At 64.5% G+C, this 22061-nt stretch carries 23 protein-coding genes, 1 tRNA gene and 1 pseudogene; 13 read left to right on the forward strand and 12 right to left on the reverse strand.

Annotation, left to right across the window (positions count from 1 at the left end; all coding sequences use genetic code 11):
* Positions 1-620 (reverse strand): NAD(+)/NADH kinase (locus DVDV_RS15965; RefSeq protein WP_075355629.1); only part of this gene is annotated, 620 nt, incomplete at its 3' end.
* A 183-nt stretch (positions 621-803) separates the two neighbouring features.
* On the opposite strand from DVDV_RS15965, the gene DVDV_RS15970 reads away from it, so the two are divergent.
* Entirely contained in the window at positions 804-1223 is a 420-nt protein-coding gene (locus DVDV_RS15970) for a DVU0524 family FlgM-associated protein (protein ID WP_075355630.1), read from the forward strand.
* Between the two features lie 58 nt (positions 1224-1281).
* Entirely contained in the window at positions 1282-1602 is a 321-nt protein-coding gene (gene flgM / locus DVDV_RS15975; RefSeq protein ID WP_075355631.1) for a flagellar biosynthesis anti-sigma factor FlgM, read from the forward strand.
* A gap of 57 nt (positions 1603-1659) precedes the next feature.
* Here flgM and fliW read toward each other — a convergent pair whose 3' ends face one another.
* From fliW to flgF, 11 genes are all read right to left on the reverse strand, one after another.
* Positions 1660-2118 carry a flagellar assembly protein FliW gene (fliW, locus tag DVDV_RS15980; protein WP_075355632.1) on the reverse strand — a complete coding sequence of 153 codons (459 nt, stop codon included), beginning with the start codon at positions 2116-2118 and terminating at the stop codon, positions 1660-1662.
* Entirely contained in the window at positions 2094-2333 is a 240-nt protein-coding gene (gene csrA, locus DVDV_RS15985) for a carbon storage regulator CsrA (RefSeq protein WP_043635971.1), read from the reverse strand. The genes fliW and csrA overlap by 25 nt, the downstream gene beginning before the upstream one ends.
* Before the next feature lie 115 nt (positions 2334-2448).
* Complete coding sequence (locus tag DVDV_RS15990; RefSeq protein ID WP_075355633.1) at positions 2449-3996, reverse strand: flagellar hook protein; 1548 nt, start codon at positions 3994-3996, stop codon at positions 2449-2451.
* A gap of 15 nt (positions 3997-4011) precedes the next feature.
* Entirely contained in the window at positions 4012-6117 is a 2106-nt protein-coding gene (gene flgK, locus DVDV_RS15995) for a flagellar hook-associated protein FlgK (protein WP_075355634.1), read from the reverse strand.
* Positions 6117-6593, reverse strand: coding sequence for a flagellar export chaperone FlgN (flgN, locus tag DVDV_RS16000; RefSeq protein ID WP_075355635.1), 477 nt, complete (start codon positions 6591-6593; stop codon positions 6117-6119). The genes flgK and flgN overlap by 1 nt, the downstream gene beginning before the upstream one ends.
* 34 nt (positions 6594-6627) lie before the next feature.
* Positions 6628-7641, reverse strand: coding sequence for a peptidoglycan DD-metalloendopeptidase family protein (locus DVDV_RS16005; RefSeq protein WP_075355636.1), 1014 nt, complete (start codon positions 7639-7641; stop codon positions 6628-6630).
* Positions 7642-7643: 2 nt separating this feature from the next.
* Positions 7644-8795: a flagellar basal body P-ring protein FlgI gene (locus tag DVDV_RS16010; RefSeq protein ID WP_075355637.1), complete on the reverse strand. Its 1152-nt coding sequence runs from the start codon at positions 8793-8795 to the stop codon at positions 7644-7646.
* A 26-nt stretch (positions 8796-8821) separates the two neighbouring features.
* Positions 8822-9547 carry a flagellar basal body L-ring protein FlgH gene (locus DVDV_RS16015; RefSeq protein ID WP_075355638.1) on the reverse strand — a complete coding sequence of 242 codons (726 nt, stop codon included), beginning with the start codon at positions 9545-9547 and terminating at the stop codon, positions 8822-8824.
* Positions 9548-9599: 52 nt separating this feature from the next.
* Positions 9600-10574: a flagellar basal body P-ring formation chaperone FlgA gene (flgA, locus tag DVDV_RS16020; protein ID WP_075355639.1), complete on the reverse strand. Its 975-nt coding sequence runs from the start codon at positions 10572-10574 to the stop codon at positions 9600-9602.
* A gap of 31 nt (positions 10575-10605) precedes the next feature.
* The gene (gene flgG / locus DVDV_RS16025) at positions 10606-11388 is read right to left on the reverse strand and encodes a flagellar basal-body rod protein FlgG (RefSeq protein ID WP_075355640.1); all 783 of its coding nucleotides are present in this window, start codon (positions 11386-11388) and stop codon (positions 10606-10608) included.
* Between the two features lie 26 nt (positions 11389-11414).
* Positions 11415-12185, reverse strand: coding sequence for a flagellar basal-body rod protein FlgF (gene flgF / locus DVDV_RS16030; protein ID WP_175577119.1), 771 nt, complete (start codon positions 12183-12185; stop codon positions 11415-11417).
* Between the two features lie 186 nt (positions 12186-12371).
* Here flgF and DVDV_RS16035 point away from each other — a divergent pair.
* From DVDV_RS16035 to DVDV_RS16085, 11 genes and pseudogenes are all read left to right on the forward strand, one after another.
* A tRNA-Gly gene (locus DVDV_RS16035) sits at positions 12372-12447 on the forward strand.
* 84 nt (positions 12448-12531) lie between these two features.
* On the forward strand, positions 12532-13101 hold the full coding sequence (gene rimP, locus DVDV_RS16040; RefSeq protein ID WP_075355642.1) for a ribosome maturation factor RimP: 570 nt from the start codon (positions 12532-12534) through the stop codon (positions 13099-13101).
* Entirely contained in the window at positions 13098-14471 is a 1374-nt protein-coding gene (nusA, locus tag DVDV_RS16045; protein ID WP_075355643.1) for a transcription termination factor NusA, read from the forward strand. The genes rimP and nusA overlap by 4 nt, the downstream gene beginning before the upstream one ends.
* Positions 14472-14515: 44 nt before the next feature.
* Complete coding sequence (locus DVDV_RS16050) at positions 14516-14722, forward strand: YlxR family protein (RefSeq protein WP_254845409.1); 207 nt, start codon at positions 14516-14518, stop codon at positions 14720-14722.
* Positions 14715-17665: pseudogene (gene infB, locus DVDV_RS16055) on the forward strand (translation initiation factor IF-2). Before DVDV_RS16050 ends, infB begins: the two are co-directional and overlap by 8 nt.
* A gap of 122 nt (positions 17666-17787) precedes the next feature.
* On the forward strand, positions 17788-18075 hold the full coding sequence (locus DVDV_RS16060) for a DUF503 domain-containing protein (protein WP_075355645.1): 288 nt from the start codon (positions 17788-17790) through the stop codon (positions 18073-18075).
* Positions 18076-18091: 16 nt separating this feature from the next.
* Positions 18092-18427 (forward strand): 30S ribosome-binding factor RbfA, encoded by a 336-nt coding sequence (gene rbfA, locus DVDV_RS16065; protein ID WP_075355646.1) that lies wholly within the window; start codon positions 18092-18094, stop codon positions 18425-18427.
* Positions 18408-19385 (forward strand): bifunctional oligoribonuclease/PAP phosphatase NrnA, encoded by a 978-nt coding sequence (locus DVDV_RS16070; RefSeq protein ID WP_075355647.1) that lies wholly within the window; start codon positions 18408-18410, stop codon positions 19383-19385. The genes rbfA and DVDV_RS16070 overlap by 20 nt, the downstream gene beginning before the upstream one ends.
* Positions 19378-20343, forward strand: a complete 966-nt coding sequence (gene truB, locus DVDV_RS16075) for a tRNA pseudouridine(55) synthase TruB (RefSeq protein WP_075355648.1) — start codon at positions 19378-19380, stop codon at positions 20341-20343. The genes DVDV_RS16070 and truB overlap by 8 nt, the downstream gene beginning before the upstream one ends.
* 16 nt (positions 20344-20359) lie before the next feature.
* Positions 20360-20629: a 30S ribosomal protein S15 gene (gene rpsO / locus DVDV_RS16080; protein WP_024825350.1), complete on the forward strand. Its 270-nt coding sequence runs from the start codon at positions 20360-20362 to the stop codon at positions 20627-20629.
* A gap of 159 nt (positions 20630-20788) precedes the next feature.
* Positions 20789-22061, forward strand: a 1273-nt coding sequence (locus tag DVDV_RS16085) for a polyribonucleotide nucleotidyltransferase (RefSeq protein ID WP_075355649.1), incomplete at its 3' end; no start/stop codon positions are given.

Consider the following 22061-nt stretch of genomic DNA (forward strand, 5'->3'; position numbering starts at 1 on the left):
GGCACCACGCAAAGAACGTCGAGGCCGGGATAAATGAGCGGCCCGCCGGCCGAGACGCAGTAGGCGGTGGAACCGGTCGGGGTCGAGATCACCACGCCGTCGGCCCGAAGCGTGCAGACATCGCCGTCGCCCAGGGTCACGTCAAAGGCGGCCAGCCGGGCCATGGCCCCCCGGCTGATGACGGCGTCGTTGACGGAAATGGTGGAAAAAACCGTCTCCTCGCCCCGGATGACGGTCACCTCGATCATGAGCCGCCGGGCCTCGGCAAAGCCGTTGGCCAGGATGTCGGCCAAGACCTCCTGCCAGTCGTCGATGCCGGCCGAGGTCATAAAGCCCACCCGGCCGAGGTTCAGGCCCAAAAGCGGCACCCCGTCCACCAGGCGTTTGCGGGCGGCCGAGAGCATGGTGCCGTCGCCGCCGAGGACCAGGGCCAGATCCGGCGGGGCCGTGACGATCGCTCCGGGCGGGATGACGGCATGGGGGGCGTCGGGCAGATTCTCCCGGACCAGGCAGGTGACGCCGCGCTCGGCCAGCCAGTCGGCCACGGTCCAGGCCATGCCCCTGGCCTTGTCGTGGTCTGCCTTGTAAATAACGAGAACGGTCTTGATGGTGCGTTGCATACCGTGGGTCCGGTTTCACGTTGTCCCGGTCGGGCCGGGAAGCGTCTTATAAGGCAAAGGCGAGGCCGATACAAGGAAGCAGGGAACGGGGCCCCCGGCCATTGGGTCTGGATTTTTTTCGAGGAGACCTCTAAAGCTTGAGCCGAAGTGTCCGATAAGACCCGTGAGAAGGAGCCAAACGCCTTGACCGCGATCCCCTACCAGGTAAGCGCCATGCTGCGCACCTACGGACGGCAGGTGACCACGGCCCGGCGACTGGCCCGGTACCGTCGGTCCCTGCGCGCCGCCGGAGCCGAAGACGAGGTCCGCATCTCCCGGGAGGCCAAGCGCCGGGAGCTGGTCGGACGGGTGGCGGCTGAGATCGTGGAAAACTGCATCGTGGCCGGTTCGGACACCCCGATTGTGGAGGAGATCAAGGCTGAGCTTGCCGAGGAACTCGGGTTCCCCCTCATCTTTGCCTATCCTCCGGAAGATCAGGAGATGCGTATTTTCAGGCACGAGCCGGGTTTGGACCCGCAGCCCATCGACGGAGAGGAGAAGGTTGCCATCATGCGGCGACTGTGGGAATTGGCCCTGGAGAAAGTTGACGAAACCATGCTCTAATCATCGGTCCCCCCGCTACCGATAAGTACAAAGCGGAACAGGCGGGAGGGGGGTCCCCATGGATATCAAAAACGTTCTTGGAATCAATCAGGGCTATGGCCAAAACCGCGTCGGGCGCGGTGACTCCGGCGAATCCTCAAATGTTTCGCGGGGGAAAAGTGCAGATGCGGGCCGCTCGTCCGGGTCTTCGGACCGGGTGACGCTCTCTGACGACGCCCGGCTTGTATCCGTGGCCACGCGCACGGCCCAGGAAGCCCCTGAGAGCCGGGCCGACAAGGTGGCCGCCTTAAAGGCCCAGGTCGATGCCGGCACCTACCAGCCCGACTCCAAAAAAATAGCCGAAAAGCTCCTGACGATGGACGCAGAGCTGTTCGGCTAGTCGACACAACATCGCACATGATGGCTGACGCCTTCCCGGACCGGATCCGGGCAGGCGTCAGCTTTTTTTAAGCAGAGCCATACCCGGCGTATAGTGGGCCGGATAACGCGAATCGGTCTGGGGAATCTGCAGCCCGATGCGGGCCTGATTGTTGACCACGATGGGCCCGCTGAGATTAAGGGTGGTCCGCTCGGGCATCCCTTGCGGTATGGTCACAGTGACCAAAAGGCTGGCCTGTTCCCGGGTATCGATGCCAAGCAGCTTGCGGTCCGCTTCGCCGATGACCACCTCGTACTCCGTCATAAACGTGTACGGGTCGGCCACAAGAAGGCCCAGCGAGGGATCGTTTAAGCTTTGCAGCACCAGAAAGGGGGAATCTTCCCGCACCTGGATCAACGTGAATTCACGATGCTCCATGAAGCCGATAAGACCCCGGGGAAACAGCAATACCCGATCTTCGGGCAAGACCATGCGCCCAAGGCGCGTGTCCACTACTCGTTCGTCTTTTTTGGCCATAACTTCGCCGCCGCCAGGACATCGGAATCCGTGGCGCATAGAGCTTGCCGATTCTGCTCCAGCACCCGCAGGTAGACCTCTTCCCGATACACCTGCATATCATCAGGCACTTCCAGCCCGATTTTGATCTGCTTGCCCTGGACGCCCAGGACGGTGATCTTGATGTGGTCGCCGAGATGCAGGCTTTCGCCCGGCCTTCGGGTCAAGATGAGCATGAACGCCCACGCCCCCAATTGTGGTTCTGGACACGAAAAATTCCGTCTTCGCGCCCGGTTATGAAACCTTGTAGCCGCGCGTCCAGCCTCTTGTCAACGGCTGTTGCGGCTCGGTCTAAATATAGTTGACCAGCGACAGGTTCATCACCGTGCTCGAGGACTTGAGCACCGCCTGGTAGGCCAGCTCCTGCTCGGCCAGTTTGGTGATGAGTGCGGTCAGGTCCGCATCCTCCACCTTGCTAAGCGTGGTGCCGGCGTTTTCCGCCAGGGTATCCACCATGGTCCCGGCAGCGGTCACACGGTTTTCCCGGGCGCCCACAGACGCCGCCACGGTCAGCACCTGCTCCTGAGCCGCCGTGAGCTGGTCCAGGGCCTCCTGGCAGCCCTGCTGGTTGTTGGTCTCCAGATAGCCCACGAGCTTGCCCACGGCCTCAAACAGATTGGACTCATCCGAGCCCTCGAAGGTCACGACCTGATTGTTGTAGACGCCGCCGAAAATGTCCTTGCCAACGCCATTGACCACCACGGAATCGGTGGGGGAAATGCCCATCGAGATGTCGGCTGTGCTGGGCTGGATGAAAAACTGCTCGCCGGCCGTGAGCGCGTCGCCGTTGGCGGTCAGGGTCAGGGACCCGCCGGGCACCGGCAGGCTGACCGTTCCGGCCCCGGTGTCCACGACCCCGGAGGTGTTGCCCGTCACCCAGGAGCGGCCGCCGTCGGTGCTGTAGGAGAAGGCAAACGACGTTGCGGATGAAAAATCGCAGTCTTCGTCAATGCGCACGTTGACGTTGCCGGAAAAATTCCCGGCCGCCGTGCCGACCACGGCTGTGGTCGGAGACGTGGTGTTGGTCACGGTGATGTCGTCGTTGGTGTTGCCGTTATACACGGCGGCGGGCCGGATCCACATCCAGGTGCCGTCCTGGTCGTCATGGTCGGCGCAGGCGGTCACGGCATCGAGCGAGGCATTGCCCATGGTCATGGTCACGCCCCCGAGGTTGAGCTCCTGGGTGGTGGCCGTGGGTGCGGGATTGTAGCTGCCGGTGGTCCAGGTGTTCCCGCCGTCGGTGGAATAATCAAAGGTCGGCTGATGGCCGACGGTGTCTTCGCTCGTGAACTGCACGAGCACCGTGGAAGCCGAGTCGCCGGCAATGGTGAACCCGTTGTTGGCGGCCAGGGCCGCGTCAAAGTCCGTGTCGTTGGAGTTCATCCACAAGGACTGGGAGAAGGCCTCGGTATCGGCCTTCTGGCCGGCGAAAATCGAATTCTGGTTATAGGTGGTGTTGGACAGGGAGATGAGCTGCTGGAAATACTGGCGCACGGCCGAGGCGATTTCGCCCCGGTTTTCCTCGGTGACAGACCCGGTGGCCCCCTGCTCGGCATAGCCCTTGATGGTGGAGATGAGCGAACTGACCGAAGAAAGTGCGCTATCGGACTGGGTCAGCCAGCCTTCGGCGCTGTCGATATTGCGCTTGTACTGGGTGAGCTGGGTTATGTCGCAACGGGTCTGCAGCACCATGACCGCGCCATTGGGGTCGTCGGACGGCGCATTGATGCGCTTTTGGGTGGCCGACTGGAGATTGGTCTCCATGAGATTGCTCAGGGAGGAGTTATTGTGCCGGATGATCGATCCGTAGATGCTTTGCTGGGTGACGCGTATGGCCATGGGGACCTCCGAGAGCTAGTTTTTAAGCCCCAATACCGTTTCAAACAGCGCATCGGCAGTGCTGATGAGCTTTGCGGCGGCCTGATAGGAATGCTGAAATTTGATGAGGTTGGTCAGTTCCTCGTCGAGGTTGACGCCTGACACGGCCAGTTGCTGTTCATTGAGCTGGGCGGCCAGGGTGGTGTTGTAGCTGGCCTGATAGGAGGCGGTGGCGGTGTCCGAGCCGACCTTGCCGACCAGGGCGGCGTAGTAGTCGCCAAGGCTCTGGGAGCTGGTGGCCTTGCCGGTGACAATGAAATCCACCGGGGAGGTTTCCAATGCGACCATGGACTTGGCCGTGGTGTTGTCGCCCTTGGCCACCAGCCCGCTTGTGCCCACATGGCCGGCGCAGACCCGGTTGACGTCGTTGGCCACCACGCCGTTAACCGCCAGGTCCGAGGCCGTGGAGCCGGTCAACAGGGTGTTGACGCCAAGCGCGGCCCACAGGCCGGCGGAATCATCGCCGAACTGGAAGGTGCTGCCGCCCTGGCCGATGATGGAGAGCTGGTTGTTGACCACCGAGGCGGTGAGCACGCCGGGAAAGGCGGCATTGATCTTGGTCACGATGGTGTCGAGAGAATCGCCCGGCGGCGAGGTGTCGCCCGGCGTGAAGGTGACGGCGGCGCTGGTCGAAAAAACACCGTTGGCATCGTAGGCGTAGATCATGGACGCGCCGGACTGGAGCCTGTTGCCGTAGACCAGTCCCGAGGAGGGGCTGGTCAGGCTGTAGCTGCTGTCGGCCACGGTGTTGGTCCCCTGGACCGAACCAAAATTGGTCAGGCCCGCGCCCTGGGAGTGGATGCGGTTGACCTCCCAGACCATGCTTTCCGCCATGGCGTCGAGGCTGGCCTGATAGCCGCCGAGTTCCTCGTCGCGAAATTCGAATGCGCCGGCCAGGGAGCCGCCGGTCAGCCGCCGGGGGTTGTCGGTGCCGTCGGCAAACTGCTGGGGCGTGATGTTTTCCGGCGTGCCGGCCGTGGTATACCAGTACAGGGCCTTTTTGGGGACCAGGGTGAAGGTGTCGCCGACGTTGAGGTCGTCGACCGTCGTGGCCTCGGGGTCGGTCATGGTGCCAAACCAGATGTCGAGATCCCCCACCGCCACCTTGCCGGTTTCGACATCGGCCGTGTAGGTCGCCCGGGTGCCGTCTTCGTTGGTCAGCCAGGTCTTGCCCCCGTCCAGGGACACCTCGAAGGCGGCAGTACCGCCCACAGGACCGCCGGCCGACACCTTGAGCGTGTATTCGCTGGTGTCGGAACCCTCGTAGTAGGCCTGGGCGTCACAGCCGGCGGTCATGGAGGCGGCCGAAAGCTGGCGTACGGTCTTGCCCTGCTCGAACTTGAACTCGTAGGACTCCACCCCGTCCACGATGGTCTGGCCGGACTGGGTGTTGATGGTGATGTCGCCCTTGCCGTTGTCGATGACGCTGATGTCGACCAGGGCGGCCAGCTCGCGCACCTTGCTGTCGCGCTGGTCGTAGAGCCCGTTGGGAATGCTTTGCCCGTCGATCTGGGTCATGTTGATCTGCCGATTGAGTTCGGCAATATCAGTGGAAAGAGTATTCAAGGTAACCACGCCGGCGGCGATGCTCTGGTTGGCCTGGTCCTCGAGCTGGGTCATGGAGTCGGCCGTGGCCCGAATAAGGCTCAGCATGGTCTCGGTGTCGTCGACCATGGTCTGGCGGACGGCTTCGCTGTCCGGGCTGGTGGTCAGGTCGCCCCAGTCGTCAAAAAACGTGCTCAGGGCCGTGCTGGTGCCGCTGGTATTGGACTCGTTGACCAGATTCTGAACGCTGGAAAGACCGTTGTACAGGGTCTGGAAGCGGTCGCGGGTCGAGAGCTTGTCCAGATACTGGGCCTCGATGAAGGCATCATGGGAGCGCACCACCTCCTGGGCCACCACGCCGGAACCGATCTGGCCCGGCACCGTGGTGGTGTACTGCCCGTCCTTGAGCACAACCGACTGGCGGCTGTACCCTTGGGTATCGACATTGGCGATGTTGTTGCTGGTAACCTGCAGGCTGGCCTGGCTGGCCCGCAACGCCGAATTGCCGATATTGAGCAGGGAGGAGAGGCCGGCCATTAGAGCCTCCCGTTAATGAGGCCCGGTGCCGGCGTGGCCGAGGCGATGCGGCCCCGGGAACCGTACACGGCCTTTTTGGGGATAAGGAGCTTTTGCAGGTTGTCCAGGCTCGACTTGGTCAGGTCGTAGAGGCCAAGGGCCATGGAGTAGTTGCGCGTGGCCTGTCTGGCGCTGCGCTGCTCCACCGTGTCGATGGCGGCCACAAGGGCCTGGGCCGTCTGCCGGGACTCCTGGTCGAAGCTGCCGACAACGTCGACCAGCCGCTTGGCCGCCGGGTTCATGGCGGCATACAGGGCGTGCAGGTGTCTGCGCTCGACAGCCAGCTGGCGCAGCAATTCCTGGATGGAAAATTCCACGGTGGCCACGGCTCCGGGGCTTCGCTCCGAAAGATGGGAAAATTCTTCCGCCAGCAGGCTTTCCAGCAGGCAGACGGCCCCGTGTTGCCGTCGCAGGTTTGACAGTATGCGCCCGATCATGCCCAGCCTCGATTTCTTTCTCAATTACAGCGTGTTACAGAGATTCCTGAAGGACTCCGGCCTGGGCCAGCAGGCTGTGGGGATCCACGGTCTGGCTGCCCCGACGCATCTCAAAGTGCAAATGCGGCCCGGTTGAACGCCCGGTACTGCCAACCTCTGCAATTTTTCCGCCAGCCGCCACGGTGTCGCCGACCTGGACGCCGTAACTGCGCAAATGTCCGTACACGCTCTTCCAGCCGCCGGCATGCTCGATCTCCACGACATTGCCGTAGCCGCCCTTGTTGCCGGCATAGGTCACGGTGCCTTCCCAGCAGGCGGCCACGGGATCGCCCTCGGCTGCGGCGATGTCCATGCCGGCGTGCCAGGCCTGCTTGCCCTTGAAGGGGTCGGTGCGCCAGCCGTACTCCGAAGTGATGGAGCCGGTGGTGGGCGCGGCCATGGGTTCGGCGGCCTGGATCTCGGCCGAGATGTCGTCAGTATTTTGGCTGCTGCCGGCGGCCGGCTCATGGGACGGGGCCAGCAGGGCCGTTCCGGGACGGGCCAGGGCGGCGGTCACGGCCGGCGAGAGGCTCTGGGACGGCACCGAACGCGGGCCGGGCGGCAGCCCCGCCGCCGGCATGGCCAGACGGTCGGAAGCCACGCCGTTTTTGCCGACCGGCTGGTTGGCCGGGAGCACGTCGCCGATGCCGGCCTTCTCCCCGCCGCCGGACACCCGGCTCTTGAGCTGGCGGTACATCATGTCGGCCAGCCCGATGCCGCCGGACTCGGCCATCTTGTCGCACATGGCCTTGTCGAACATGGAATAATACTGGTCCTCGTACTGGCCGTGGAGCATCCCGTCCTTGGGCACAGTGGCCCGCATCTGGGCAAAGAGCTTGGAGATGAACACCGACTCGAAGCCCTGGCAGGCCTTGCGCAGCTTGGCCTCTTTGGTGTCGCCGCCACCGGAGAGGCTTTTTTGCAGGGCGTCGATCTGCAGCTTTTGGGCTACATCGCCTTGCAAAGCGCTGGTTGCGGCCAGATCGGCCATGCCTTCGGGCGCGTTCACGGCTAGTTGACCTCCAGGTCGGCGGACAGGGCACCGGAGGCTTCCAGGGTGCGCAGGATGCTGATCAGGTCGCGGGGTGTGGCCCCCAGGGCGTTTAAGCCTTCAACCAGTTCCTGGAGGGTTGCGCCCTCGATCATCTTGAGTTTGCGGTTCTCTTCGTTGATGGCGATGTTGGTCTGGGGCGTGACCACGGTCTGGCCGCCCGAGAAAGGCAGCGGCTGGGACACATCGGCCGATTCCTGGACCTGGATCTGGAGATTGCCGTGGGTGATGGCCACCGGGGAAATCTGGACGTTTTGGCCAAGCACGACGGTGCCGGTCTTTTCGTCCACCACCACCCGGGCGCGCTGGTCCGGCATGACGTCGATATTCTCGATGGAGGCCATGAGCATGGTCAGGTTGCCCTGGTTCTCGGGCGGCACGGCCAGACGCACGGTGCCGGCGTCGATGGCCGTGGCCATGGCCGAGCCCATGGTTTCGTTCACACGCTTGGCCATGCGGGCGGCCGTGGAAAAATCCGGGGTGCGCAGGGACAGGGTGAGGTCGGGCTGTTCGTTGAAGGAGAACGGCACGGCCCGCTCGACATTGCCGCCGCCGGGCACGATGCCGACGGTGGTGATGTTCTTGGAGACCGAGGCTCCGGCCCCCTGGGCCGACACGCCGCCGACCAGGACCGATCCCTGGGCGATGGTATAGATGTTGCCGTCGATGCCCTTCAAGGGCGTGACCAGAAGCACGCCGCCAAGCAGGCTCGTCGAGTCGCCGATGGAGGACACCGTGACGTCGATGCGGCTGCCGGGCTTGGACGACACCGGCATCTGGGCCGTGACCATGACCGCGGCCACGTTCTTGGGCTTCAGCGTGGCCTTGTCCACCCGCACGCCCATCTTGTCGAGCATGTTGTAGATGGACTGGACCGTGAAATCCGAGCCGCGCTGGTCGCCCGTGCCCGAAAGGCCGACCACTAGGCCATAGCCCACGAGCTGGTTCTTGCGCATGCCGGAAACCGAGGCCAGATCCTTGATGCGGGCGCTGTGGGCGGTGTGGACCAGACCGAGCACCAGGGCCATGAGGACCAGGGCGGCCAGCAGCGGCGCTGCCGGGTGTGGTCGGGCCAGGGCACGGGTTGCCATCCTAGCGAAGTTGGGGTGCATATCCTTACGCTCCCTGTATGCGAGGCTTAAAACGGCCACACGTTGTCGAGGATGCGGGTCAGCCAACCGCTTTTCTGCCGGTCGGCCAGATCGCCCTCGCCGTAGTATTCGATCTGGCAATCCGCCAGCTGGGTGGAGGGCACGGTGTTGGCCGGACCGATGTCGATGGGCCGCACCAGCCCCCGGACCACGATGATCTGGTTTTCGTTGTTGACCCGGGTCTGGCGCGCCCCTTCGACCTGCATCACCCCGCCGGGCAGGATATTGACGATGCGGCAACCGATGGAGGCGGTGACGGCGGATTCGCGCTTGGTCTCGCCCTTGCTCTGGAACTTCTCGGCAATCGAGGCCTGGACCATGGGATCGGAGCCGATAAGCCCCTTCATGCCGAAGGCCGGGCCGCCGAGCTGGCCGGACAGGTTGCCGGCGATTTCCTTGCCGCCGAAATAATTCTGCACCCCGAGGTTGGTGCTGGAGGTCTTGTCGTTTTTGGTCTCGGCCTTGAGGTCGGACTTGGACGTGTCCACGATGTTGACCGTGACGATGTCGCCGATGCGCCGGGCCCTGGTATCGTCAAACAAGAAGGTGGGCTGGCTCTGGCTGTAGATGGAACCGGGGTTGTCGGCCGGCGGCGGGGCCTTGGCCACGGGCGGCGTGACCTGCGGGGCCGGGGCGGCCTGCTTGGAGGCCGGGGCGCAGGCGGCCAGGGCGGCCGTGACCAGAGCCAGGGGGATAAGTTGTTTGCGTATCATGGCACTCAATCCTTTGCGTCACAATCCGTGTGCGCGCCTCGGGCAGACTCGTTTACTGGATCACAACCGTGGTGCTGTCCCGGACAACACCGATGATTTCCTTGGAATTCTTCGAATTCTTGACCGTTATCTTGCCGCCGGGCGCACCGTCGGAGATGGCTTCGGCCAGCATGGTCAGGCGCACGGCCCGGCCTTCGTAGATCAACCGGACCTGATCGCCCCGGGTAATGAGCGGCATCGGCTCCATGTCGTCGGCCATGATGATCTGGCCCGGCCCCACTCCCCGGCGCGCCCGCCACTGGCCGCCCGCCGGATCGAACAACCGCCCCTTGATGCCGGCCATGTTGCGGCGCTCGTACACGTAGGCGATCTGTTCCACGGCGGCTCCGTCCTTGGGAAGAATGCTCTTGATGGCCACGGGGACCCGGGCGACATGCTCGACCACGGCCTCTGCCGCCACCTGTTGCAAAATCCTTGCCCCGGGTCCGGCAACGACGTAGCGAAAGGCCGTCTTGCCCGGTATGATCTCGGAAACGTCAATGCCGACAGTGGCATGGTCGTCCACAAAGAGGTGGTCCGGGGCCGTCACCGACACCAGCCGGGCTTCGCCGCCAAGGGCCGCCATCTTGGGTGTCAATGTTTCGACGGCCATGGTCCGAAGTTCGGCCGCCGCCACCACCTTCCCCCCCCGGGCCAGGGTCAGCTGGGTCGGCAGGGCAAATTCCACCGGGGCGTCACGCAGGTAATAGCGCAGCCCTTCCAGCACCTTGGCCGAGGGAATGACGGCTTGGCGGCCCACGGTCTCCGGGGCGTACCACAGTGGCGTGGCCCCGAGCGCGGCCCAGGCGTCGGCCGGGAATTCGCCCTGGGGTTCGGCGATTTCGGATAAGAGCACCCGCTCGCCGGCAGCCGTGGCCGCGTCCCTGACGGACAGCCGCCACAACCCGGCCCCGGCCGGCAAGGCCGCCAGGACAACGGCGGCGGCAAGACCCAGACCGGCCAGGATACGAAGCAATGAACGTCCCATATGCCCTCCTGCGGGATGATCGCCCAGGCGCCTAGCGCTTCACGTTGACCGCGGTCTGCAACATGGAGTCCGCCGTGGTGATGGCCTTGGAGTTGGCCTCGTAGGCGCGCTGGCCAACGATCAGGCCGACCATTTCGTCCACCAGTTCCACGTTGGACATTTCCAGGAATCCCTGGGCCAGGGTGCCGGCGTTCTGGTTGCCGGGGGTGACCTCGTTGGCCGCGCCCGAGGCCTGGCTTGGCGAATAGAGGTTTCGTCCCTCGGCGGTCATGCCGGCGTTATTGATGAAGGTGTAAAGCGGGATGTCGGTTGCGGCCAGCTCGGCGCTGTTGGAATCGAGGCAGGACAGGTGGCCGTTTTCCGTAATGGTGATGGTCTTGGTTTCGGTCGGCACGGAAAAGGTCGGCTGGAGCGGATAGCCGTTGGCCGTGACGATGGTGCCGTCCTGGTTGAGCTTGAACGACCCGGCCCGGGTGTAGAGTTCCCGGCCGTTGACGTCGACCTTGAAAAACCCTTCGCCCTGGATGGCGATGTCCAGCTGGTTGCCGGTGTTTTGCATGTCGCCCTGGGTGAAGAACTTGTGCACCGTCGTCGGTTTGACGCCAAGGCCGACCTGCAGGCCGGTGGGCAGGCGGTTGCCGCCCACGGTTTCGGTGCCGGCCACCTGCAGGGTCTGGTACATGAGGTCCTCGAACTCGGCCCGGCTCTTTTTAAAGCCCACGGTATTTACGTTGGCCAGGTTGTTGGACATGGTGTCGATCTGCATCTGCATGGCCACCATGCCGGTGGAGGCCGTCCAAAGGGAGCGCATCATAACTGGTTTCCTCCGGGAATTGGGCCTTAGCTCCTGTCGGTACCGACGCGGATGGCCTTGGTGTCGAGTTCGTTGGAACTGGTCATGACCTTCTGGTAGGCCTCAAAGGTCCGCTGGGTTTCAATCATGCTGACCATCTCCTCCACGACCTCGACATTGGGTTTTTCCAGAAAGCCCTGGGCCACTTCGGTCCGTCCGACCTCGGCCGCCCCTTCCTGGATGGTGGCCCCGGCCTGGGGCGTATAGAGGTTGGCCCCGAATTTCTGCAGGGCGTCGGAATTTTGCACGGTGACCACGTCGACCTGGCCGACCTGGGCCCCATCAACATAGACTGCACCGGTGCCGTCCACGGAGACCCGGCCTTCGGGCAGCTGGATGGGGCCGCCGTTGCCAAGCACCGGCAGGTCCTGGTCATTGACCAGCATCCCCTCGGCCGAGCGGTGAAAGGCCCCGTTTCTGGTGTAGGCAGTGCCGCCCGCGCCGGCCACCTTGAAAAAGCCCGGTCCCTGGATGGCCATATCCAGGGGATTGCCGGTGGCGACCAGCCCGCCCTGGGCGAAGTCGATCTGCTGCATGGCCAGCCGGGGCTTGGCAATGAGGTCGGCCCGCGGGAGGAGCTGTTTTTGCCGGATATCGCCGCGCGGATCGACATGATAGTCATGGGCGTAGCGGAAAAAGGTGTCCTCGAAGGAAACCCGGTCGCGCTTGTAGCCGGTCGTGTTGATGTTCGCCAAATTATTGGCGGAGATATTCAAGCGGGTTTCGGTGGAAAGTGCCCCGAAGACAGCGCTGTACATACTCATTTCCATGGCGGCGTTCCTCCTCGGCCGGCCATGTTGCAACATGCGGGCCACAGGCAGGGAACCCGGCCGGGCGAGCCTCGGGCCACCGCCGGGAGAGCGGGCTGAGGGGTCGTGTTTTTTTTGGCCCATCGGCCATGCAGCTTGACAAAAACGGGTGAAGTGGTATTTCCTTCCATTCGAGCGGGCGTAGCTCAGTTGGTAGAGTACAAGCTTCCCAAGCTTGGTGTCGCGAGTTCGAATCTCGTCGCCCGCTCCAAACCTGAGTCTCCCAACCGAACGGTTGTCGTGACAAGGTGGGCCTGACGATCGGTCCACATTTTTTTTGCTGACCAAGGAAACCATGCATCGTACAAGCGCCGTGTCCGATAAAATCCGGGAGCTTATCACTCCCTTTCTCGCCACCCTGGGCCTCACCGTCTGGGGGGTCGAGCTGGCCGCGGCCGGGCACCGGCAATTGGTGCGCCTGTATCTCGACCTTGCGGCCGAGACCCCGCGCACACCCGAGCGCCTGGGCGTGACCATCGCCGAATGCGCCCGGGTCAGCCGCCACCTCGGCTCATTGCTTGAGGTCGAGGAATATTTCCACGGCGCCTATGTGCTGGAAGTGTCGTCACCGGGCCTGTCGCGGCGTTTTTTCGAGCCGCAGCAGCTCTCCGGATACATCGGCCGGGAGATCGAGGCCAAGTTGTCCGTCCCCATAGACGGGCGCAAGCGTTTCCGGGGCATCCTCACCGCCCAGGCCGGCACCACCGTGTCCATGACTGCAGACCCGGGTCCCAAATCTTTCCCGATTTCCTTTGATTTTGCCGAGGCGGACAAGCTCCGTCTCATCCACGCATTTGACGCCACACCCGAAGGAGAGGCCGACGGCGACGACTCTCCCTACGGCAGCCCGGAGGCAACCTCATGACTGAACTGAAAAAAGCCATCGATCAAATCAGCAAGGACCGTGGCATTGACCGCGACCTGCTGGTCGATACCCTGGAAGAAGCCGTCCGTTCGTCGGTCATCCGCAAATACGGCGAAAATCTCGACGTCGAGGTCAGCTACAACGACGAGCAGGGTGAGATCGAAGTCTACCAGTTCAAGGTTGTGGTGGAAGACGACGACGTGGCCGATCCGGCCGCCGAGATCTGCCTGTCCGAAGCCCGGGCCATCGACCCCAATGTCGTCCTCGAAGACGAGATGGGCTTCAAGCTGGCCGTGGAAGACCTCGGCCGCATCGCCGCCCAGTCCGCCAAACAGGTGATCATCCAGCGGATGCGCGATGCCGAGCAGGAAATCATCTACGAGGAATACAAGGACCGCAAGGGCGAAATCATTTCCGGCATCATCCAGCGCCGCGACCGGGCCGGCTGGATCATCAACCTCGGCCGCACCGAGGCCCTCCTCCCCAAGGAAGAGCAGATCCCCCGCGAGCGCTACAAGCGCGGCGACCGGGTCCAGGCCTTTATCATCGAAGTCCTGCCGTCCGGACGCGGACCCCAGATCATTGTCTCGCGCACCCACGGCGAGTACATGAAAGCCCTTTTCGCCCGCGAAGTGCCGGAAGTTTCCGACGGCACCGTCAAGATCGTCGGCGTCTCGCGCGATCCCGGCTCCCGGGCCAAGGTGGCCGTGGTGTCCAAGGACCGCGACGTCGATCCGGTGGGCGCCTGCGTCGGCATCCGCGGCTCGCGCATCCAGAACATCGTCCAGGAACTGCGCGGCGAGCGCATCGACATCGTGGTGTGGAACCCCGAAATCGCTTCCTACGCCGCCAACGCCCTGTCCCCGGCCCGGGTCACCCGGATCTCCGTGGACGAGGACGAGAAATCCCTGGAAGTGGTGGTCACCGACGACCAGCTCAACCTGGCCATCGGCCGCAAGGGCCAAAACGTGAAGCTGGCCGCCAAGCTTCTGGGCTGGAAGATCGACATCTTTACCGAATCCCGGTTCCGCGAAGTCAATGCCTCCAAGAAATTCCTGGAGCAGCTGGCCAGCGTGGCCGAGATCCATGTGGACAACATCATCTCCGCCGGTTTCGGCAGCATGGAACAGCTGGCCGAAGCCGACGACGCAGCCATCGACGCCATTGCCGGCATGACGCCGGCCAAACGCGACGACCTGCGCGCGGCGCTCAAGCTTATGGGCGCGTTTGCCAAGCCCGAGGAGACGCCCTCCGATGAGGAGGCCGACGAAGGCGTGGCCAACGACGAGGTCCAGGAGTCGTCTGAGATGGCGCAAACCGATACGGACAGCGCGCCAATCGAGGATGCGCAAAAACCGGACGAGGCCTGATGACACGCGGCAAGTCGCATGATCGGCCGGCGCGGCCGGTGCGTATGTGCGTGATCTGCCGGGGCCGCTTTCCCAAAAGCGAGCTTGGGCGACACGTCGCGGCCGTGGGCGGGGGGACGGGACTTGCGCCCGATCCCCGGGCCGCCATGCCCGGACGCGGGCACTATCTCTGCGCCAACCCCGAATGCGCCGAGAAATTTTTGAAATACTCCGGTCGGCCCAGGCGACGGAGGGGGGGTCAAGGTGAATAAGATTAGAATCAAGGACATTGCCAAGGATCTGAGCCTGTCCAACAAGGACATGCTGCAAATCCTGCGCGAGCTCGGCATCCAGGTCAAAAGCCAGATGGGCACGTTGACCGATGAGGAAGCCGCCCAGCTGCGCGCCCGCGTGCGCCAGGGATCGCCCAGTCGTACCCAGGTCATCGATACCGAGGTGTCGCCCGGCGTCATCGTCCGCCGCCGCAAGGCCGCCCCCACCCCCCGGCCGCCGACGCCACGGACGTACCCCGGGAAGCAATTCCCGAGACCCCGACCCCGGACGAAGCGCCGGTCGTGGCCGCACCCCAGGCCCCGGTCGAAAGCGACCTCGACGACAGCGTGGACGCCGATTATCGGCCCCAGGCCGAGGATTTCGAGGCCTTTGCCGCGCCCCGGGACGAAGAGCCTGCGGCCCAGCCGCCGCGCCCCGCGCCCCAGTCCGGCAACGCCCGCATCGTCCGACCGGCCACAACCGCCCGGATCATCGAGCGGCCCGAGGCCGAGAAGGTCGAAGAGCCGGCCCCGGTCGCGCCCGAACCGGTTGTGACCGAGACGGTCGCTGCGGCCGAGCCGACGTCCCCGTCGCCCCAGTCGCCCGAGGTCCAGGCCCCGGCCGCCGAAGCCCAGGCTCCGGCCCCGACGGCCGGCCAGACGCCGGCCACCGGCGACACCCCGGCCCCGGCCGCTGCCGGCGAGTCCGAAGAGGACAAGCGGGCCAAACGGCCGCGTCGCCCCGAGCCGGCTCCGGCTCCCAAGGTGCGCATCATTTCCATGCCCGATCCCAAGCGGCCGCCCGCTCCGGATACGCGCCGCCCCGCGACCGGCGACAGCCAGCGTCCCGGCGGTCCCGGCCGTCCCGGCGGCCCCGGCCGTCCCGGCGCTCCCGGCTTCACGCCTGGCGGACCCCGTCCGGCCGGCCGTCCGGTGCCCGGGATGCCGCCGGCTCCCGGCACCGGCGACGACAAGAAGCGCAAGAAAGACCGCCGCGTCGTGGAATTCGGAGGCCAGACCACGGAAGAGGAACGCCGCAAGAATGCCGCCGCCGGCAAGGGCGGCAAGCGCAAGGCCGGCGACGTCCAGGATCGCACCGGTGGTCGCGGCGGGAAGTTCAAGCGCAAGAAAAACCGCGACGACTTCCTGGGTTCCAAGTCCGATGCCGGTGCCCAGCCGATGAAGGCGGCCAAGCGCAAGATCCGGATGGAAGAAACCATCCGCGTCTCGGATCTGGCCAAGCAGATGGGTTCCAAGGCCCAGGATCTGATCAAGGTCCTGCTCGGTCTCGGCGCGCTGGTGACCATCAACCAGTCGCTGGATATCGAGACCGCCACCCTGGCTGCGGCCGAATTCGGTTTCGAAATCGAAAAGTCGGGCTTCTCGGAAGACGACTACATCATCAATGCCGAGATCGATAAGCCAGAAGACAAGAAGCCGCGTCCGCCGGTCGTGACCATCATGGGCCACGTCGACCACGGCAAGACGTCGCTGCTCGATGCCATCCGCCTCTCCAACGTGGTTTCCGGCGAGGCCGGCGGCATCACCCAGCACATCGGCGCCTACCATGTCACCACCAACCGCGGCGACATCGTCTTCCTCGACACCCCGGGCCACGAGGCCTTTACCGCCATGCGTGCCCGCGGCGCCCAGGTCACCGACATCGTGGTCCTGGTCGTGGCTGCCGACGACGGCGTCATGGATCAGACCCGCGAAGCGGTCAACCACTCCCGGGCAGCCGGCGTGCCCATCGTGGTCGCCGTCAACAAGATCGACAAGCCCGACGCCAACCCCGACCGGGTCAAGCGCGAACTGGGCGAACTCGGCCTTGTGCCTGAAGAATGGGGCGGCGATACCATCTTCGCCCAGGTCTCGGCCAAGCAGAAGCTCGGCCTGGACGAACTGCTGGAAATGATCCTTCTGCAGGCCGAAGTGCTGCAGCTCTCGGCCAATCCGAGCAAGCGCGCCCGGGGCCATATTGTCGAAGCCCGTCTGGACAAGGGTCGCGGTCCCGTGGCCACGGTGCTCATCCAGGACGGCACCCTGCATCAGGGCGACGTCTTTGTCTGCGGCGTGTTCTCCGGCCGGGTCCGGGCCTGTTTCGACGACCAGGGTCGCAAGATCAAGGAAGCCGGACCGGCCATGCCCATCGAGGTCCAGGGCTTTGAGGGCGTGCCCGAGGCCGGCGACGAGTTCGTCGGCGTCGAGGACGAAAAGGTCGCCCGCCGCATCGCCGAGACCCGGGCCACCAAGCAGCGGGAACGGGAACTGGGCAAGGCCTCCAAGGTCACGCTCGAAACCTTCCTGGCCAGCCGCCCCGAAGCCGAGGCCCAGACGCTTAATCTGGTGCTCAAGGCCGACGTGCAGGGCTCGCTTGAAGCCATTGCCGATGCGCTGAAAAAGCTGTCCACCGACAAGGTCAAAGTCAACATCATCCATGCCGGAGCCGGGGCCATCACCGAATCCGACGTGCTGCTCGCCTCGGCCTCCTCGGCCATCATCATCGGGTTCAATGTGCGCCCGACGATCAAGGTCAAGGAAATGGCCGAACGCGAGAGCGTTGACGTGCGCTTCTACGACATCATCTACAAGGTCGTCAGCGAGATCAAAGACGCCATGTCCGGTATGCTCGCCCCGCTCATTCGCGAGCAGTACCTGGGCCAGGCCGAAGTGCGCGACACCTTCAGCGTGCCCAAGGTCGGCACCGTGGCCGGTTGCGCCGTCATGGACGGCAAGCTGACCCGCAACGCCGGGGTGCGCCTCTTGCGCGACGGCGTGGTGGTCTACACCGGCAAGCTGGCCTCGCTTCGCCGCTTCAAGGACGACGTCAAGGAAGTCACCAAGGGCTACGAGTGTGGCGTTGGCCTCGAAAACTTCAACGACATCAAGGTTGCCGACGTGATCGAAGCCTTCGAGTCGGTGGAAGAACGGGCCACTTTGTAAATGCATGCACGGGGCGGATGCCCGCCCCTTTATCGGAACATGGCCGTATGCCGCGAGGCTGCGGCCATGTCCCATACTGACCGGTTTTCCAACCACCCCCCGCCGACCGGGGAAGACAGCGCATGGTCGTAGGCGTCCTCACACTCCAATTCGCCCTCCACGGCAACGACTCCCTCAAGGGCAAACGTCGCGTGGCCCAGAGCCTCAAACACAAACTGCGCAACAAATTCAACGTGGCTGCCGCCGAAGTGGCCATGCAGGAATCCTGGGACACCCTGGTGCTGGCTGCCGTCACCGTGTCAAACGACGCCACCCACGCCCGGGGGCTCTTGCAAAAAGCCGTGAACATGGTGGAAGCCGCCGCCCTGGCCGAACTTGTCTACGACGACATTGAAATTTTAACGCTCTGATTGATCGGAACCCTTCATGAAACGTACCGCATCGCGGCGCTCACACCGCCTCGCCGACCAGATTGCCCGGGAAATGGCCATGGCCCTTCTCGAAGATGTCCGGGACCCCCGGCTCGAACTTGTCACCATAAGCGGCGTGACGCTTAACGCCGACCTCTCCATCGCCCAGGTTTTTTATACCATGAGCGGCGACGAGGCCCGTCTGGCTGGCGCAGCCAAGGCCCTGGAACAGGCCCGGGGCTTTCTGCGCACCCAGCTCGGCAAGCGCCTGTCCATGAAGTTCGTGCCCGACCTGCGCTTTTCCCGCGACACCTATCTGGAGGACATGGTTTATGCCCGACCCGAGGCTTGAGATCGTCCGCCGCATCCGGGCCGGCCAGAACTTTCTGGTGGCCGCCCATGCCGCTCCCGACGGCGACGCCCTGGGTTCGACGGCAGCCATGGGCTTTATCCTCGAGGCCCTGGGCAAGAATTTTTCCCTGGTCAATGATTCGCCCGTTCCGCCCCAGTATGGCTGGATGGACCTGCCCGCGCCGCTGATCGAGCGGCCTCGGGACGATGCCGACGCCTACGATCTGGCCATCGTGCTCGACTGCGGCGACGGCCCGCGCCTGGGCGATCTGGAAAAGCTGCTCGATCCGGCCCGGGTGGCCGTCATCGACCACCATCTGGGCAATCCCGGCTTCGGGGCGGTCAACTGGATCGATCCCGCCCGCAGCGCCACCGGCGAGATGGTGGCCCTTATCGCCAAGGACCTGGGCATTCCCCTGACCGGCCCCCTGGCCGAGGCCCTCTACACGGCCATGGCCACGGACACCGGATTTTTCAGCTTCAGCGGCACCACGGCCGTATGCCTGGAGCTTATCGCCGAAATGATCCGGGGCGGCCTGGACGTCGGGACCATCGGGGCGCGCATCAAAAACCAGTGGAGCATGAACCGGGTGCGCCTGTGGTCCGAGGTCCTGGCCGGCCTGTCGGTGTGCTGCCATGGACAGGTGGGCACGATCAGGGTATCGCAGGAGATGTTTATCCGCACCCAGACCACGCCCGAGGACTGCGAGGGGCTTATCAACAATGCCCTGCGCATCAAGGGTGTCCAGGCGGCCTTATTGGTGCGCGAACTGCCCGAAGGCGGCGTGAAATTTTCCCTGCGCTCGGTCGGGGCGGTCAACATCCAGACCGTGGCCGCGTCTTTTGGCGGTGGCGGCCATAAAAACGCCTCGGGCGGCAAACTGGCCATGCCCCTGGCCGAGGCCGAGGCCACCCTGGCCGCGGCCCTTTGCAAGGTTGTGGAGCCGCTTTGTGGCTGAGAAGTATCCCCTGCCCCAGCTCCATGGCGTCCTGGTTCTCGACAAGCCCACCGGGCCGACCTCGACCCGGTGCCTGACGGCCATCAAGCGGCTGGGCCAGAAAAAGATCGGCCATGCCGGCACCCTGGACCCGCTGGCTTGCGGCGTGCTGGTGGTGCTTCTCGGCGAGGCCACCAAGATCGCCCCCTACATCATGGAGGGCGAGAAGACCTATTTCGGCGCCTTGACCCTGGGCCAGACCACGGATACCTACGACAGCCAGGGTGCCGTGACCGCTGAAGCATCCGCAGCCCACGTGACGCCCGAGGCGCTCACAGCCGCCATCGAGTCCTGGCGCGAACTGACCAGCCAGGAAGTACCGCCCTACTCGGCGGCCAAACACCAGGGACGGCCCCTGTACGAACTGGCCCGCAAGGGTCTGGCCGCTCCGGTGAAGGTCAAGGACATTTCTGTTTTCGACGCGCGGGCCGTATCGGTCGACCCGCCGTCGGCAACCTTCCGGGTACGGGTATCCGCCGGCGTCTACATACGCTCCCTGGTCCACAGCCTGGGGATGCGAATGGAGTGCGGCGCGATCATGACTGCCCTTACCCGGGAGGCGAGCCGTCCCTTTGAACTGGCCCAGGCGCACAACCTGGACGACATCCTGGCCGACCCGCAGTCGCTGCCCGGGCGGATCATTCCGCTCGATGCCGCCCTGCCCCACTGGCCAACCGTCGTCCTGGACGATCCGGCAGCCGAACAGGTCCGGCGGGGTATCCGAATCCCTGTCGGCGACGGTTTTCCGGACCAAACGTACGCCCTGCTCGTCAGTGAAGCCCGCCTGCCCCTGGCTCTGGCCAGGGCCGAGGCGACGGACGGCAGGCTCAGGTGGGCCATTGTGCGCGGTCTCTTCGGCGACCCGCAACCGGCCCGGCGCGACGGCACTGACGCCCCCGCGCGCCAAAGCACCCCTTAAACAGGAGGATATCGCTGTGGTTATGACTGCCGACAGCAAGGCCCAAGTCATCAACGGACACCAGAAGCACGAAGGCGACACCGGCTCCCCCGAGGTCCAGGTCGCTCTGCTGACGGCGCGTATCGTGTACCTGACCGAACATTTCAAGAGCCACCCCAAGGACTTCCACTCCCGCACGGGCCTTTTGAAGATGGTCGGCCAGCGCCGTAAACTTCTTAACTACCTGAAGAAGAAGGACGTTCAACGCTATCGCGACCTGATCGCGAAGCTTGGCATCCGCAAGTAGTCCGCACAAACGGGGTCCGGTTCGCCGGACCCCGCCTTCCCGCGCATGCATTATGCGCGCCCGCTCTCGGGACACGCGTCCCGGCAGTTGTCGCGCCTGCTGCATGGCGGGAGGGCAGACCGCTTTTCACTGCCGCTCCCTTCATCTCATGAGGTGCCTATGACAATGTCTTTCGATCCCATCCGCCTCCAAGCCACCATCGGCAATACGCCGATCATCATCGAGACCGGCCGCCTGGCCAATCAGGCTGATGGCGCGGTCTGGATCCAGTCCGGCGGCACGGTTGTGCTGGTCACGGTCTGCACCCAGGCCCTGGCCGAGGAAAAAGGCTTTTTCCCCCTGGTCGTCGACTACCAGGAAATGGCCTACGCTGCCGGGCGCATCCCGGGTTCCTATTTCCGCCGCGAAATCGGCCGCCCCTCCGAGCGCGAAGTGCTCGTGTGCCGCCTGATCGACCGCCCCTGCCGGCCGCTTTTCCCCAAGGGCTTCCGCGACGAAGTGCAGATCATCGCCACGGTGCTCTCGGCCGACGGCACCATCGAGCCTGACGTTCTGGCCCTGACCGGCGCGTCCACGGCCCTGCACCTGTCCAAGATTCCCTTCCACGGCCCCATCGCCGGCGGCCGGGTGGGCTACATCGACGGCCAGTTTGTGCTGAACCCGACCGTGTCCCAGATCAACGCCGACTCCATGCTCAATCTGGTCTTCGCCGCCTCCCGCGACGCGGTGGTCATGGTCGAAGGCGGCGGACGCTTTGTTTCCGAGGATCTGCTGGCTGACGCCCTGGAATTTGGCCACACCTCCGTGCTGCCGCTGCTCGACCTCCAGGAAGAGATGCGCGAAAAGGCCGGCAAGCCCAAAATCGTCTTCACCCCGCCGACGACCGTGGCCGAGCTGGAAACCGTGGTGCGCGAAGCCGGCGAAGCCAAGCTCAAGGAAGCCTTCACCATCAAGGAAAAGATGGCCCGCCGCGATGCGCGCCGCGCCGTCAAGGCCGCCGTCATCGAAGCCGTGGTCGCTGCCTTTCCGGAGACCCCGGCCTACAAGATGAAGGCCGGCGAGATCCTGGAGACCATGGAGAAGAAGCTGCTGCGCGCCCTGATCAAGGACACCGGCATCCGCCTCGATGGCCGCAACGTCACCACGGTGCGTCCCATCGGCATCGAAGTGGGCGTGCTGCCGCGCACCCACGGTTCCGCGCTGTTCGCCCGGGGCGAAACCAAGGCCCTTTGCGTGGCCACGCTCGGCTCCACCGGCGATGAGCAGAAGATCGAGACGCTTAACGGCGAGACGCACAAGCGTTTCATGCTCCACTACAACTTCCCGCCCTACTGCGTGGGCGAAGTCAAAATGCTGCGCGGCCCGTCGCGTCGGGATATCGGCCACGGCGCTCTGGCCGAACGGTCCATCCTGCCCGTGCTGCCCGGCCCTG

This window comes from Desulfovibrio sp. DV, from assembly GCF_001936595.1.
Lineage (GTDB): Bacteria > Desulfobacterota > Desulfovibrionia > Desulfovibrionales > Desulfovibrionaceae > Solidesulfovibrio.

Excerpts from the sequence above, each read along its gene's own strand:
- flgG (WP_075355640.1), bottom strand. The coding sequence starts at position 11,388 with ATGATGCGCTCCCTTTGGACGGCCTCCACCGGCATGGTGGCCATGCAG.
- DVDV_RS16015 (WP_075355638.1), bottom strand. The coding sequence starts at position 9,547 with ATGATACGCAAACAACTTATCCCCCTGGCTCTGGTCACGGCCGCCCTG.
- DVDV_RS16060 (WP_075355645.1), top strand. The coding sequence starts at position 17,788 with ATGGTCGTAGGCGTCCTCACACTCCAATTCGCCCTCCACGGCAACGAC.
- DVDV_RS16050 (WP_254845409.1), top strand. The coding sequence starts at position 14,516 with ATGTGCGTGATCTGCCGGGGCCGCTTTCCCAAAAGCGAGCTTGGGCGA.
- DVDV_RS16070 (WP_075355647.1), top strand. The coding sequence starts at position 18,408 with ATGCCCGACCCGAGGCTTGAGATCGTCCGCCGCATCCGGGCCGGCCAG.
- flgF (WP_175577119.1), bottom strand. The coding sequence starts at position 12,185 with ATGTACAGCGCTGTCTTCGGGGCACTTTCCACCGAAACCCGCTTGAAT.
- flgN (WP_075355635.1), bottom strand. The coding sequence starts at position 6,593 with ATGATCGGGCGCATACTGTCAAACCTGCGACGGCAACACGGGGCCGTC.
- flgK (WP_075355634.1), bottom strand. The coding sequence starts at position 6,117 with ATGGCCGGCCTCTCCTCCCTGCTCAATATCGGCAATTCGGCGTTGCGG.
- rimP (WP_075355642.1), top strand. The coding sequence starts at position 12,532 with ATGCATCGTACAAGCGCCGTGTCCGATAAAATCCGGGAGCTTATCACT.
- flgA (WP_075355639.1), bottom strand. The coding sequence starts at position 10,574 with ATGGGACGTTCATTGCTTCGTATCCTGGCCGGTCTGGGTCTTGCCGCC.
- flgM (WP_075355631.1), top strand. The coding sequence starts at position 1,282 with ATGGATATCAAAAACGTTCTTGGAATCAATCAGGGCTATGGCCAAAAC.
- fliW (WP_075355632.1), bottom strand. The coding sequence starts at position 2,118 with ATGGCCAAAAAAGACGAACGAGTAGTGGACACGCGCCTTGGGCGCATG.
- rbfA (WP_075355646.1), top strand. The coding sequence starts at position 18,092 with ATGAAACGTACCGCATCGCGGCGCTCACACCGCCTCGCCGACCAGATT.
- DVDV_RS16010 (WP_075355637.1), bottom strand. The coding sequence starts at position 8,795 with ATGCACCCCAACTTCGCTAGGATGGCAACCCGTGCCCTGGCCCGACCA.
- DVDV_RS15990 (WP_075355633.1), bottom strand. The coding sequence starts at position 3,996 with ATGGCCATACGCGTCACCCAGCAAAGCATCTACGGATCGATCATCCGG.
- csrA (WP_043635971.1), bottom strand. The coding sequence starts at position 2,333 with ATGCTCATCTTGACCCGAAGGCCGGGCGAAAGCCTGCATCTCGGCGAC.
- nusA (WP_075355643.1), top strand. The coding sequence starts at position 13,098 with ATGACTGAACTGAAAAAAGCCATCGATCAAATCAGCAAGGACCGTGGC.